General features: G+C 64.3%; 14 protein-coding genes. All 14 read left to right on the top strand.

Annotated elements, in window-relative coordinates:
• Positions 1-5 precede the first annotated feature (5 nt).
• The 14 genes from ACK28C_RS12445 (at position 6) to ACK28C_RS12380 (ending at position 13,648) form a co-directional block, all read left to right on the top strand.
• Complete coding sequence (locus ACK28C_RS12445) at positions 6-275, top strand: DUF3343 domain-containing protein (protein ID WP_015556488.1); 270 nt, start codon at positions 6-8, stop codon at positions 273-275.
• Between the two features lie 170 nt (positions 276-445).
• Positions 446-913 carry a sulfurtransferase gene (locus ACK28C_RS12440; protein ID WP_208873073.1) on the top strand — a complete coding sequence of 156 codons (468 nt, stop codon included), beginning with the start codon at positions 446-448 and terminating at the stop codon, positions 911-913.
• Positions 914-1,043: 130 nt separating this feature from the next.
• Positions 1,044-3,482, top strand: coding sequence for a choice-of-anchor Q domain-containing protein (locus tag ACK28C_RS12435; RefSeq protein WP_015556487.1), 2,439 nt, complete (start codon positions 1,044-1,046; stop codon positions 3,480-3,482).
• Positions 3,483-3,652: 170 nt separating this feature from the next.
• A complete protein-coding gene (locus ACK28C_RS12430) occupies positions 3,653-5,065 on the top strand; it encodes a rhodanese-like domain-containing protein (protein WP_015556486.1) in 1,413 nt (470 codons plus the stop codon).
• A complete protein-coding gene (locus ACK28C_RS12425) occupies positions 5,062-5,508 on the top strand; it encodes a hypothetical protein (protein ID WP_015556485.1) in 447 nt (148 codons plus the stop codon). Before ACK28C_RS12430 ends, ACK28C_RS12425 begins: the two co-directional genes overlap by 4 nt.
• A 50-nt stretch (positions 5,509-5,558) precedes the next feature.
• Positions 5,559-6,083 carry a PPC domain-containing DNA-binding protein gene (locus tag ACK28C_RS12420; protein ID WP_015556484.1) on the top strand — a complete coding sequence of 175 codons (525 nt, stop codon included), beginning with the start codon at positions 5,559-5,561 and terminating at the stop codon, positions 6,081-6,083.
• A 414-nt stretch (positions 6,084-6,497) separates the two neighbouring features.
• A complete protein-coding gene (locus ACK28C_RS12415; protein ID WP_015556483.1) occupies positions 6,498-7,256 on the top strand; it encodes a TVP38/TMEM64 family protein in 759 nt (252 codons plus the stop codon).
• Positions 7,256-7,933, top strand: a complete 678-nt coding sequence (locus ACK28C_RS12410; RefSeq protein ID WP_015556482.1) for a TVP38/TMEM64 family protein — start codon at positions 7,256-7,258, stop codon at positions 7,931-7,933. Before ACK28C_RS12415 ends, ACK28C_RS12410 begins: the two co-directional genes overlap by 1 nt.
• 4 nt (positions 7,934-7,937) lie before the next feature.
• Positions 7,938-8,831 carry a (Fe-S)-binding protein gene (locus ACK28C_RS12405; protein ID WP_015556481.1) on the top strand — a complete coding sequence of 298 codons (894 nt, stop codon included), beginning with the start codon at positions 7,938-7,940 and terminating at the stop codon, positions 8,829-8,831.
• A 312-nt stretch (positions 8,832-9,143) separates the two neighbouring features.
• A complete protein-coding gene (locus ACK28C_RS12400) occupies positions 9,144-9,491 on the top strand; it encodes an arsenosugar biosynthesis-associated peroxidase-like protein (protein WP_015556480.1) in 348 nt (115 codons plus the stop codon).
• A complete protein-coding gene (gene arsS / locus ACK28C_RS12395; RefSeq protein WP_015556479.1) occupies positions 9,488-10,468 on the top strand; it encodes an arsenosugar biosynthesis radical SAM (seleno)protein ArsS in 981 nt (326 codons plus the stop codon). Before ACK28C_RS12400 ends, arsS begins: the two co-directional genes overlap by 4 nt.
• A gap of 28 nt (positions 10,469-10,496) precedes the next feature.
• Positions 10,497-11,213 (top strand): TIGR04283 family arsenosugar biosynthesis glycosyltransferase, encoded by a 717-nt coding sequence (locus ACK28C_RS12390; RefSeq protein WP_208873071.1) that lies wholly within the window; start codon positions 10,497-10,499, stop codon positions 11,211-11,213.
• Positions 11,210-11,893, top strand: coding sequence for a TIGR04282 family arsenosugar biosynthesis glycosyltransferase (locus tag ACK28C_RS12385; protein WP_015556478.1), 684 nt, complete (start codon positions 11,210-11,212; stop codon positions 11,891-11,893). The genes ACK28C_RS12390 and ACK28C_RS12385 overlap by 4 nt, the downstream gene beginning before the upstream one ends.
• Before the next feature lie 234 nt (positions 11,894-12,127).
• Entirely contained in the window at positions 12,128-13,648 is a 1,521-nt protein-coding gene (locus ACK28C_RS12380) for an ATP-binding protein (RefSeq protein ID WP_409152270.1), read from the top strand.
• Position 13,649 lies beyond the last annotated feature (1 nt).

Raw genomic sequence — 13,649 nt, 5'->3', positions numbered from 1 at the left:
GGGCGATGAGCGAATCCACGGGCGCACGGCACTACGTGCTCTTTCCGGACGTGAAGAACGCCCAGTCCCTGTACGAGCTGATGAAGGCGGCGGGGGTTCGCTGCACCTTCGCGCCGACACCGCGGGAGGCGGACCGGTGCTGCGGCCTGGCGGTCCTTTACCAGGACGCCGGCGAGCGGGGCCGCATCGAGCGCATGGCCGCGGAGAACGGAGTCCAGGTCCTGCGGTTCTTCGACGGTGCGACCGGCGATCCAGACCGCATGAAGTTCTGCTGACGGGCAGGAAGAGGACGGGAGAATGAAGGGGGACCGTTCGGTTCCCGGTGAGGCTTCCCCCTCCCGTCGTGTATTTCGAGCGTATGCCCCTTTTTCCATTGGGGGCTGTTGGCGGCGTGTTCGCGCCGTTTGGGTGATCCTATCTATATTTTCAGGGAGAGTGGTCAGTGATGAGAAAGTGGAACAGGTCGTTGCTTGCGGTGTTGTTCGTGCTGTGCCTTGCGGTGTCGGCGCAGGCGTCCTTCTTCGGTCCGAGTATCGACGCCGTCGATCAGGCCTACGTGAAGGAGAAGGTCGGGCAGCCGGGCTTCGTGCTGGTGGACGTCCGTGCGGAGGATATCTATAACGGCAAGTCGCCGCGCGAAGGGATCCCCGGCGGGCACATCGCCGGGGCCGTCAACTTCCCCCTGGCGAACCTGAAGGCGGAGGGGGCCGCGGAGGCCTTGGAGAAGGCCGGCATCGTCAAGGACGCCGAGGTCATCGTCTACTGCAACAGCGGCAAGCAGAGCAGCCAGTTCGCCGAGGCGCTGGTGGAGGATTTCGGCTTCGAGGCCGCCAAGGTGAAAAACTACAAGGGAAGCGTCATCGACTGGAGCAAGGACCCGGCCAACAAGCTGGAACCCGAAGGCCACGAGTAGCTTTTTTGCAGCAGCGGGGGTGGGGGCCACCCACCCCCTGCGCTGTCTTTTTAAGTTTTAAGCGAACGCTACAGGGAGGGGATGAGGTATGCCCGGTTTCAGGAAAAGTAGGAAAAAGGTTGTGTTTACGATGCTTGCGCTCTGCTTCGCCTTCGTCTCCCCGGCAGATGCGCGGGTGTATCGCGTCAACGGTTCGGCCATTGCGAGCGGAGACGGAGGAAGCTGGTCGACCCCGCTGAATGAAGCGGGCTTTGCCGCGGCGTTGAGCGGCGCCGTGTCGGGGGACGAGTTCTGGATTGCAAAGGGCGTCTATCGGCCGGCAATCCCGGTGTCGACGGATGCGGTCACAACCGCGGAGCAGGGAAAATCCTTCACGCTCAAGGAAGGGATTTCCCTCTATGGTGGTTTTGCGGGGGACGAGACGGAACGGGAGCAGCGAAAGCCCGACAACAACGTTGTCGTGCTGACCGGCGACCTGGGGCTGGACGACGGCCGGGACGCGTGGGGTGTCACCCTCAGCGCGGACGTGATCCGAGGGAAGAACAGCAAGAACGTCCTGAAGGGCACGAACGTGAAAGGGGTCCGGCTGGACGGAGTTGCGGTGTCGGGAGGAGATCAGGGAGTGGGAGCCGGGCTGAGCCTCGGCAGAAGCGATATCGTGATCCAAAACTGCCTGTTTCAGGGAAATCGCGCCGTATCCTTTGGAGGGGGCATCAATGCCGCGGCCGCCTCTCTGGACGTTTGTTCCAGCCGCTTTCTGGGGAACCGGGGTGGCCCGAACAGCCACGGAGGAGCTGTCAACAGCGTTCAAAGTTACCTCAAGCTCGTCGATTGCCGTTTTGAGGGCAACGCCACCGGCGCGGATAAGCCGGGGAACAAGGCGGGCAATGGGGGAGCGGTTCAGTTCAGCGACAAGAAGGGGGGAGACAAGACCCTGACTGTCGAGAGGTGCCGCTTCAGCAACAACACTGCAGGCGCCGGAGGCGGAGGGCTCTACGTTCAAAATGCCGGTACGGACGTGACGGTGCGTGGCACCGTGTTCGAGGGGAACCGAGCAACCCACAACGGCGGCGCGGCCCGCTTCTCCACCTCGACCAACATCCTGGTCGAGGATTGCCTCTTCACGGGCAACTCCACCGTGATCGAGGGCGGCGCCATCTACAACTCGGAGGTCGGCAGCGGGGACCGGGGGATGACGATCCGCTCCTGCACGTTCTCCGGGAACAAAACCTACGACGACGCGCACGTTGCCGACCCCAACAAGGGATCCGGAGGGGCGGTCTACAACGGCGTCTCCAGCCCGGTGCTCGTCAACTGCACCTTCACGGACAACGAGGCGAAGTACGGCGGGGCGCTTTTCAATCGGACGGGCAGCTACCCGCTCCTCCTCAACTGCACCTTCTTTGGCAACAAGGCCATTCCCCAGGGGGGACAGGGCGGTGAGGGCAGTTCCGTCTACAACACCAAATGCAAAACTGGGGCCTGCAAGCCTGGGGGCGGGCGCATCGTCGCCTTCAACAGCATCTTCTGGGACGGCGGGGCGGAGGAGATCGTCAGTGAGAACGATGATGACTCCGGCGCGGCGCTCCATCGCTCGATCGTCCGCGGGGGAGCCGTCCGGGGCGGAGAGGTCGTTCTGTCGGAGGTGACCTCGGACGACCCCAGGCTCTCCTCCCCTGGCAATCACGGCGGCTCCGTCCCAACCTGTTTGCCGGCCTGGAACAGTTCGGCGCGGGACCGAGGCTGGCGTGTCGGGGCTCTGACCTCCGCGGACGTCCTCTCGGCTGACGTGTTCTGGAGGGACTGGGCGGAGTGCGCTATCCCGGCCGTCGACGCCCGCGGTGTGGCGCGTCCACAGTTCGGGGGCGTCGATATCGGCGCCGTGGAGCTCACGTCCACGCCTCAGCCGCAGCCTGAGCCGGGCCCGAGTCCTGTACCGCAGCCAGGCCCTGATCCGAAGCCGGAACCTCAGCCTCAACCTCAGCCGCAGCCAAACCCCGATCCGGCGCCTAAGCCGGTCCCGAAACCGATTCCCGAAAAGCCCATCACGGAGGCGCCTGCCGAGGCCCCGATGGATGCCCGCTACGACGATTCCGGGGCGTGGACGCTTGCCGTGGGGGAGGTCGGCAGTGACGGTACGGCCGAGGTCGTCGTCAGCGTCCGCCTCAAGCCCGTTCCGCGCAGGCTGACGCTCCTCGACGTCGAGACGAGAAACTTCGTCGAGGCGAGTACTGCCGTGTTCCTGGACGGGGAGCCGGTCACCTTCTCCGCCGCGGTGAGCGATACGGGGATGACGAGGCTTTACGAGTACGAGCTGAGGATTCGCGGCCGGGTCCGCGGGGAGGCCCTGAACGGTGCTGTGGGGCAGCGGGCGGCTTTGGCCGCTATGACCTACATGCTGGAGGGGGATGAAGTTCCCACACGGCTGGCGTTCAGCGGTGATGGTGTTTCCCTGAATGGCATGAAGCGGGAAACGAGCCGCAGCGGCGGCGGGTGCGACGCAGGGTTGAGCGCCCTGGCCCTGATGGCCTTGTTGCCTGTGGTGGGACGAAGGCGGGGCCGCCGGTAGGCGCGGTTCGTTCCATTTGGCTTGCCCCGGGGTCGGTCCGCCGGGCGCTTTGCCTCGCGGGCGATCGGCTTGCGCCTGAACGACCGGCCCGGGGCCGCGCTGCGCCCGGCCTTGCAGCAGGATTGAACAGAGGGCGACTTCGGTCGTCGTCAGAAAGATGAGGGAGAGCCATGAGAAAATTTCTTTGCTTTGCGTGCCTTGCGTCCTTGATGCTGCCTGCCGCCTGCTGGGGTGCGGACTTCCCGAAGGCCTCCACGGAGGACGTCGTCGCGCTCGTCGGGAAGGGGGGCGGCGTTCTGCTGGACGCCCGTCACCCCGATATCTTCAACGGGTGGGCGTTGGACGGCCTTCCCAGGGGAGGGCACATCGAGGGGGCGACGGACTTCGCTTACACGTTCCTGACCTGCGGTTATGACGAAAAGGGCAACCTTGAAAAGAAAACTCGAGATGAGGTGTTGAGCGACACCCTGGCCAGGAAGGGACTTACCCCTGGGAAGAGGGTCATCGTCTACGACACGGACGGGAAGGACGCGCCGCTTGTGGCTGACTATCTGCGGTCCAGGGGTTTCGAGGACGTCTCCCTCTACGACGCGAAGCCCTGGATCGACGACGAGAGCCGAGAGCTGGTCTCCTGGCCCGCCTACGAGCTGCTGGTCCCCGCGGAGATCGTCGAGAAAATAGCGGCGGGGAACGTTCCCGCGGGCTTCACCCCGGCGCGCGAGATCAAAATTTTCGACGTCAACTGGGGCGACGAGGAGGGCTCCGGCTACCTGAAGGGGCACGTTCCCACCGCGGTTCACATCAACACCGATTCCATCGAGCCTCCGCAGGTCTTTGACGAGAAACAGCGCCGCTGGGTCTCCGAGGAGGAGTCCGACAGCGTCAAGAAGCTCTGGAAACTTCCCGACGACGCGACCCTTCTGAAGCTGCTGCTCGACAACGGGATCACCGCGGACACCTGCGTGATCTGTACCGGGTCGGAACCCATGGCCGCCGCCCGCTTTGCCGTCGTCTGTCGCTACATGGGCGTGAAGGACGTGCGCCTGATGAACATGGGACTCGAGGGGTGGAGGCTGGCCGGCTACGCCCTTGCAACGGACAGCGTGAAGCCCGTGCCCGTTTCCGATTTTGGAGAGCGCGCCCCTGAGAGCAAAGCGTGGATCGAGTCCATCGACGAGGTGGCGAAGAAGCTGGGGACTGAGGGATTCACCCTCGTGGACAACCGGACGCGCGAGGAGTTCCTCGGCAAGACCTCCGGCTACAGTTACCACAACATCGCCGGCCGTATCGAGGGCGCCGTGTACGGCTGCGCCGGAGAGCTCAGCTCCAGCTCGATGTACTATTACAGAAACATCGACAAGTCCATGCGCAACGGGGATGAGATCCTTGCCCTTTGGAAGGAGCTTGGGATCGATACCGGAAATCACCTCTCCTTCATGTGCGGCAGCGGCTGGCGCGTGTCGGAGATCCTCTGGTACGCACGAGTGATGGGGCTGAACGACACGTCCATCTACAGCGACGGCTGGATCGGCTGGAGCGACGAGGGTAGGCCCTTCGTCACGGGGGAGCCGGCCGCGAAATGAGGCAGGACCTTCTCCCCAGGGGGCTGAGGCTCTTGACGCACCTGTTGACCCTGGCCCAGCTCGCCTTGTTTGCCGGTGGGCTCTGGCTGCACCGCCTGTCCTTCAGAAGGGCCGGGGTCAATCACCACCTCAGTTTCATGAAGCGGACGGTCGAGAAACTGTACCTGACGGACGCCGTCACGACGGCCCTGACGGTGGTTGCCCTGGGGGTAGCATTTTTCTTGTTCTGCTTCGCGAGGCGGGCGATTGGAGAAAGAGGCTGGAGGGTCATGGCAACCCCTGCTGTGGGCGCTGTGCTTGCCCTGGCCTTTGTCGTGGAGCTTTGGCTCCCCTCTCTGAAAGCGCTTCCGGCCTGGCCCGTCCTCCTGGGGGTAACGGCGCTGGCCTTTGTCCTGCAGGTTGTCAAAACGCTTCTCAAGGCAAGAATTGAGCGGCTAAAATAAGGGATTCGACTCACTCTGGAGAATGGATAAAAAATAGGGAGGTACCTGAGATGAAAAAATTTCTGTTCGGTTTCGTGCTGTGCCTGATGATGGCGGGGACGTGTTTTGCGGTCGATTCCGGTGATGCGGTGAAGGCCGATATTTCGGATGCCGTTCCCTCGAACGCCCGCTTCTACACGATCCGCCTGGTTCCGGGCACCGACGTCGTCAAGGAGCTGCGCGCCTTCGTCGATAAGAAGGGCATCCAGGCCGCCGCTATCGTGTCGGCGGTGGGGAGCCTTTCCGAGGCCAACATCCGTTTTGCCGATCGCAGCGAGGGAACGCTGATGAAGGGGAAGTACGAGGTGATCTACTTCGGCGGAACGCTCGACGCCGAAAAGCACCACCTGCACCTCTCTATCGCCGACGAGGACGGGAGGATGTGGGGCGGCCACATGATGAAGGAGGGGAGCATCACGCGGACCACGATGGAGATCGTCGTCATGGAACTCACCGACGTCGTCTACAAGCGCGAGAAGTGCCCGATCTCCACTTACAACGAGTTGGTCGTCTATCCCAGAGAGGCTGCGAAGTAGGTCGGACCGGGCGGAGCCTCGCGGCATATGGCCCCCATCCCGTCCAGCGACCCTGGGCGTCCGCCGTTTTCTCCGGTCCTGGTGTACAATAGCTATAAGCCCCAAACGGAAGGAGGAAGAGTCGTGCCCGTATTCACATGACGCGCTTCGCATTCGCTGCACGGTGTGCACGTGTGCGCCACGGCGGGCACGGCGAGTCCGGGTTCTCGTCCTCGGCTCTTCCTTGGGCACGGCCTCTCTTCCCTGTAGCCCGGCAACCGGTTCTTTGCGCGGGACGTTTTGTCTGAAAGGACAAAACCCCACCGACGCCGCCCTGTGCGCAGCCTTCGTTCCCCGGAGGCTGCGGCCGTGGCCCATCCATACCCTGATCTGTCCCGCTTTCGGGACGGGCGGTTCCGTTTGGAGGTATCCCGCATGAGTGAAACGAAAAACGTACAAGACGCCGCCTGTAAGCCCGGACAGTTGGGAGGGGCAGGCAGGCGATACGCCGGAAAGGCTGTCCTTCTGATCCTGCTCGCCGCGGCGATCGGGGCCTATTTCGTCTGGCCGCCGTACAGAGGCGTCATCGACTCCATCTTTTCGGCCTTCGCAACCGGCGACTTCGCCGCGGTGCGCCGCTTCGTCGAGCGTTACGGGACCATGGCCGCCGCGGTTTCCTTCCTCCTGATGGTCTTCCAGTCCATCGTGGCGCCGCTCCCGGCCTTCCTGATCACCTTCGCCAACGCCAACCTCTTCGGCTGGTGGCGCGGCGCCATCCTGTCCTGGGCGAGCGCCATGGCCGGCGCCGCGGCCTGCTTCTACATCGCCCGCATCCTCGGCCGCGACGTCGTGGAAAAGCTCTCCAGCAAGACCGGCCTGCGCTCCATCGACGCCTTCTTCGAGCGGCACGGGGCCCAGAGCATCCTCATCGCCCGTCTCCTGCCGTTCATCTCGTTCGACATCGTCAGCTACGCGGCGGGCCTGACCTCTATGGGCTTCTGGCCCTTCTTCATCGCCACGGGCGTGGGACAGCTTCCCGCGACGATCGTCTACTCCTACGTCGGAGGGATGCTGACGGGCGGGGCGAAGCTCTTCGTCACGGGGCTCCTGATCCTCTTCGCGCTCTCGATCCTGATCGTGCTGCTGAAGCAGGTCTACACGGAGCGAAAGAAACGTTCCGACCGGAGCGCCTGATGGGGCGCTGTGGAAAGCCGCTCGTCTTCCTGGGGATTGCGATCGTCGCCTTCATCCTGAATCGGCACTACGGCTGGTCGGATTTTCTGTCGGGGCCGGGTGGCCTGGAGGCCATGAGGGAAGCGGTGCGCGGGAACGTCCTGACGGCATCGCTGATCTACGTCGCGGCGACGACGGTGGGCTGTGTCCTTTTGGCCCTTCCGGGGGTGACCTTCGCGATCGTCGCCGGGCTCCTCTTTGGCCCCCTTCTGGGCACCGCCCTCTGCCTGGCTGCGGCGACGATCGGGGCGGTTCTGGCCTTTCTGGCCGGCCGCTATTTCCTCAGGGACGCCGTCGCCCCCTGGGTGGAACGCAACCGGTACCTGAAGCGCGTCCTGTTCGAGGACGTCGGTCGCAGCGGCGTCGTGCTCCTGATGATCACCCGGCTGGTGCCTCTGTTCCCCTACAACCTCCAGAACTTCGCCTACGGGATCACGGGCATCGGCTTCTGGCCCTACACCCTTTACACGGCGCTCTTTCTGGCGCCTGGCGTGACCTTCTTCACCCTTGGGGCCGCGGGGCTGGGGGACGCGGAGAACCGGCGCTTCTACCTGATCCTGGCCGGGGCGCTGGCCGTCCTCGTCACGGCGGCGGGGCTCTATCTGCGCCGGCGCTACGTCGAGAAATCCGGCGCCTGACGCCATGGGAATCCACTCGAACGCGACGCCCCCGGCGAGGGGCTCCTTCCATCGGACCATGCGCTTTCACCAGTGCCTGGCCTTCTCGCCCCTCTTCTGCCGCGCCGTCGGGGCGGACGGTACCGTCGGCACGAAAAAGGGGCGGGCCCGGCGCGTCTTCTTCCCTGGGTGCAGCCTTGCGGCCTACGCCCCGGAACACGTCCTGGCGGCATGGCAGTACCTGTGCGAACGCATGGAGGGCGTCGGCGCGCTCCTCAAGTGTTGCGGGAAGCCGCTGAAGCTCATGGCCATGACCGGGGAGTTCCGGAGGCGATTCGACGCGGTGCGGCGCGACCTCGACCTCATGGGGGCGGAGGAGGTGATCGTGGCCTGCCAGAACTGTTACACCATCTTCCGACACTTCGACGAGGACCGCCGGGTGCGCTCGTTCTGGACGATCCTGGCGGAGATGGGGCTCCCGGAGGGAAGCCGTGGCAGCGCGCGCGGCCTCGAGGTCTCGATCCAGGATTCCTGCGTCACCCGAGGTGTCCCGGAGATCTACGACGGTGTGCGCACCGTCCTCGGGGAGCTGGGAGCCACGGTCCGCGAGATGGACTGTGCGCGGGATCGGGCGCGCTGCTGCGGCTGCGCCCCGATGATCGCGGTGGGCGACGTCAGGCTGGGCTACGAGGCCATGAAGAAACGTGCGGAGGAGTCGCCGTGCGGGACGATCGTCTCCTACTGCGCCTCGTGCCGCTCGGCCATGCGGACGGGTGGACGGGAGAGCCTGCACCTCCTGGATTTGATCTTCGGCGGAGGCTGGACGGACCGCTCCACGCCCCCGCCGGACCGATCGCTTCGGAGCTGGCTCAACCGCTGGAGGACGAGGCAGCGTCTAGGAAAACTCGTCTGCCGGTGAGCCCGCTTCCCGACTTGATTTCGTAACTGGATTTTTATCGCACGATCACGACACGAGGAGGTGATGAACTTTCCCGACAAAACTGGAAGTAGTTTACCATCCCTGGTAGCACTTCCACATTATACCAATTTGCGTCTAAAGGGAAAGAAAGGCCCCCTTGCAAGGGGGGCTGCCCCGAAGGGGCTGGGGGGTGTTGAGCCTGAGAAACAACCCCTCCGGTTCGCTGACGCGAACCACCTCTCCTTTCAGGGGAGGCAATCCATATTAAACGCGAATTGGTATTACTTAATTCTACGAGGAGGTTTCAAAAAGATGACGACGGAAAAGACGAACGCCTACTACGACGCCGACGACCTGAACCGCTTCGCGGAGATGGGGCAGTGCGCGTCCCCGCTCTGGGAGAAGTTTTCGGCGTACTACGGCGCCGTGTTCGAGGAGGGCGAGTTGACGAAGCGCGAAAAGGCGCTGATCGCCCTGGCCGTAGCCCATACCGTGCAGTGTCCCTACTGCATCGATGCCTACACGAAGAGCTGCCTGGAGAACGGCGTCAACGAGGCGCAGATGACGGAGGCCGTCCATGTGGCCTGCGCCATCCGGGGCGGCGCCAGCCTGGTGCATGGGCTTCAGATGAAGAACATCGTCGGGAGGCTCGAACTATGACCTTCGCGGGACGGGACGATCCTCTGGCCTGCGTCCCCCCCTTCCGCGGCAAACTGCCCGATCCGCGGGTCGGGCAGACCCTCGAACGACTCGATGTCCTTCAAGTCAACGTCGGTCGGCTCTGCAACCTGGCCTGCAGGCACTGTCACGTCGAGGCCGGGCCGAACCGGACGGAGGTCATGTCCCGCAGCACGATGGAACATTGCCTGAGGGTCCTTGCCGCCTGGGGCTTTCGCACGCTGGACATCACGGGCGGCGCCCCTGAGATGAACCCCGATTTCCGCTTCCTGGTGGACCGGGGTACGGCGGCTGGCGTCCACGTGATCGTGCGGACGAACCTGGTGATCCTGCACGAGAGCGGATACGACGATCTGCCGGAGTTTATGGCCGAACGCGGCGTCGAGATCGTCTGCTCGCTGCCCTACTACTCGGAGCGGGACTGCGACCGGCAGAGGGGCGCAGGGACCTTTCGGAGCGCCATCTCCATGCTCCGCAGGCTGAACGAGCTGGGGTACGGGAAGGACGACCGGCTGGCCTTGAACATGGTCTACAACCCCGGCGGGGCGTTCCTCCCTCCGCCGCAGGCTAGCATGGAACAGGAGTACAAGCTCAAGCTCGGCGCGGAGTACGGGATCGTGTTCAACCGGCTGTTCACGATCACGAACAATCCCGTGGGGCGGTTCGGCGCCTTCCTGGTGCGCAGCGGCAACATGGCGGGCTACATGCGCCGCCTCCACGACAGCTTCAACCCCGTTGCGGCGGAGGGGATGATGTGCCGCAGCCAGCTCTCCGTGGGCTGGGACGGACGCCTTTACGACTGCGACTTCAATCAGGCCCTGGACTGGACCGTAGAGGGGACGGACCGCATCGGCGACCTGAGGGGGGACCGCCCCTCCAGGCGGAATATCCGCCTGGGCAACCACTGCTACGCCTGCACGGCGGGGAGCGGGTCCAGCTGCGGCGGGGCCACGGCATGATGTGGTCCTGGAGCGCCCCGGTCGCGTCATGATCTCGATCGTCGTCCCCACCCTGAACGAATGCGCACGCATCACGGGGCTCCTGGAGTCCCTGTCCGCCCTTTCCGGGGAGAAGGAGGTCGTCGTCGCCGACGGAGGCAGCACGGACGGCACGGTCGAGGCGGCGGAGGCCGTGTCCGGAGTCCGCGTCGTACGCTGCGGCAGGGGCCGGGCCCTCCAGCTGAACGCGGGGGCCTGCGCCGCGCGGGGCGGCGTGCTGTGGTTCGTGCACGGGGACGCCCAAGTCGCCCCGTCGAGCCTGACCGACATCGCGCTCGCCCTCTCGGAGGGCTGCGTCGGCGGGTTCTTCCGGCTCCATTTCTACGACGCGGACGACCGGTTCATGCGCTTCGTGGAGCGCACGTCCCACACGCGGGCACGACGCTTCGGCCTGATCTTCGGAGATCAGGCCCTGTTTTTGCGGCGGGACGTCTTCGACTCGCTCGGCGGCTTCGCGCCCCTTGCGCTGATGGAGGACTGGGAGCTCGCGAGGCGCCTGCGGCCGCTGCACCGCAAAGGGCTGATCCGGGCCCTGGATACGCCGGTGGGGACCTCGGCCCGGCGCTTCATCCGGAACGGCCGGCTGAGGACGCTGATGAAGATCCACACGATCAAGGCGCTCTACATCCTGGGGGTGCCGACCGAGGTGCTGCGGACCCTCTACGAGGGGCGCCGCGGGGAGAAAGGACGCGATGCGGACCCATGAAAGCGACGAAAAAATCCGAGGCTTTGATCCTTTTCTCCCGGCTTCCGATCGGCTCGGAGACCAAGACGCGCCTCTCGCCCCTGCTGGACGAGGGGCAGAGGGAGGCCCTGCACCGAAGCTTCTGGGCCGATGCGTTCGCCACAGCCCTGGAGCTCCGGGACCGGGCGGACCTCTTCCTCTACTGGACGGGGAGCGGCCGGCCCGAGGCGTACTCCGACCTGATCCCCGCCGCCTTCGCGCTCCGCGGACAGCGGGGCCTCACCCTCGGTGACCGGATGCTCGCCGCGGCCCGGGACGCCTTCGAGGCGGGGTACGAACGGGCGGCGATCGTCGGGACGGACATCCCCCAGATGCGGCCCGACAGCATCCGCAGGGCATTCGACCTCCTGGCGGAGGCCGACGTCGTCCTGGGGCCGACCCCCGACGGCGGGTACTGGCTCATTGGCCTCAAAAGGGCGATCCCGGAGCTCTTCGACATCTCCGCCCCATGGGGCAGCGGCGGCGTCCGGCTCGGAACGCTGGAGCGGGCCCGAGGCCTGGGCTGCATCTGCGCGGAGACGGACTCGTACCGGGACCTCGATACCCCGGAAGACCTGCACGCCTTTCTGGAGGAGCGGCACCCGTACGGCGCGGCAACCCGGTCCTGCCTGGAGCGGCTGCTTGGAAGGGGGGCCGTGTGAACGAGGGATCAATTTCCCCTGTGGTTTGGGGAGGGCCCATGTGTTTGACATCCTTTTCTCACCACACTATACTTGACTTGACTTGTTCCCTCATCATCGCGATCAAGGAGGCTGTCCCCATGCCGAAACAGGGTGAAAATCAGCATTTGGATCGGCAAAACGCCCTCTGGAACGACTGGCGGAGGACGTGGTATTCAATGCCTTTGGGGTGGAGCGAGGCCGGAGGGGAACACCATGGAGTTTGATATCGGGAAGTTCGAGGAGTACCGGGAGGGTAACCGCCTCGAGGTCAAGGGGGCGAAAGGCGGCCTGCCCAGGAGCCTCTGGGAGACCTACTCCTCCATGGCGAACGGCTATGGGGGCCTTATTCTGCTTGGGGTGAGCGAGAAGAAGGATGGCAGCTTCGTGACGACCGGGCTTGACGCGAAGGACGTGGAGAAGCTGCGAAGGGATCTGTGGAGCGTCCTTAACGACGGCAAAAAGGTGAGCGTCAACCTCCTGGTCGACGAGGATGTGAAGGACTACAAGGTGGGGGAGGACCTTGTCCTCTCCATCCGCGTTCCGAGGGCGGAGCGCGAGGTCAGGCCCGTCTATATCAACGACGACCTCTTTGAGGGCACGTTCCGCCGAAACGGTGAGGGGGATTACCACTGCACGCGAAGCGAGATCAAGGCCATGCTTCGCGACCAGACGGAGGAAACCTTCGACATGAAGGTCCTCGAAAATTTTGAGATCGATGACCTGAACCTGGACACGGTTCACGCCTACCGGAACCGGCACAGTGCCTACCGCACCGGGCATGTCTGGGAAAGCCTGGGCGATGAGGAATACCTGGAGCGGATCGGCGCGGCAAAGAGGGCAAAGGCGGATCAAAGGCTGCACCCCACGGCGGCAGGACTTTTGATGTTCGGCGAGGAGTTCCGCATCCTGGACGAGTACCCAGAGTACTTCCTGGACTACCGCGAGATGCTGGACCCCGCCATTCGGTGGACGGACCGCCTGCAGTCGAGCTCCGGGGACTGGACGGGGAACCTGTTCGATTTTTTCTTCCTCGTGTACTCAAAGCTTGTGAAAGATTTGAAGAGACCCTTCAAGCTGGAGGGCGTGACGCGCGTCGACGATACCCCCGTTCACAAAGCCCTCCGTGAGGCCCTGGCCAACTGTCTGGTGAACACGGACTTCTTCGTGGCGCGGGGCGTCGTCATCAAGAAGGGCAGCGACGCCATTGTCATGGAGAACCCCGGCTACATCCGCACGGGCAGGGAGCAGATGTTGAAGGGGGGCATCTCCGACCCGCGGAACAAGGCGCTGATGAAGATGTTCAACATGATCGGCATCGGGGAGCGCGCCGGGAGCGGCGTTCCGGATATCTACGCGGTGTGGGAGTCCCAGGGCTGGAGAGAGCCCGTCATCGAGGAACAGTACAACCCGGATCGCACGATCTTAACGCTTGCTTTCATCCCAAAACAAGCGGAAAAAGCAAGCGGAAAAAACAAGCGGAAAAAACAAGCGGAAAAAACGGAGGCGAATGGCGGTAATGGTAAGGCCGCGAAGACCCTGGAGAACCGGGTGAAGATCGCTGCCTTCCTTGCCTCCGAGGGGGGCGCCAGGACCGGGGAAATTGCGCGGCATATCGGCCTCAGTCCGGCAAGGGTGCGGGTTCTTCTTTCAGAACTCGCGGAAGAGGGCGTGGTCCAGGCGACTGGAAATGGACGGTCGCGCCGGTATTCCCTGGTTGTTCGGGAGGAACTGTAAC

Source organism: Fretibacterium fastidiosum, from assembly GCF_964642095.1.
Classification (GTDB): Bacteria; Synergistota; Synergistia; order Synergistales; family Aminobacteriaceae; genus Fretibacterium; species Fretibacterium fastidiosum.
This window is presented reverse-complemented; position numbering and strand designations above follow the sequence as displayed.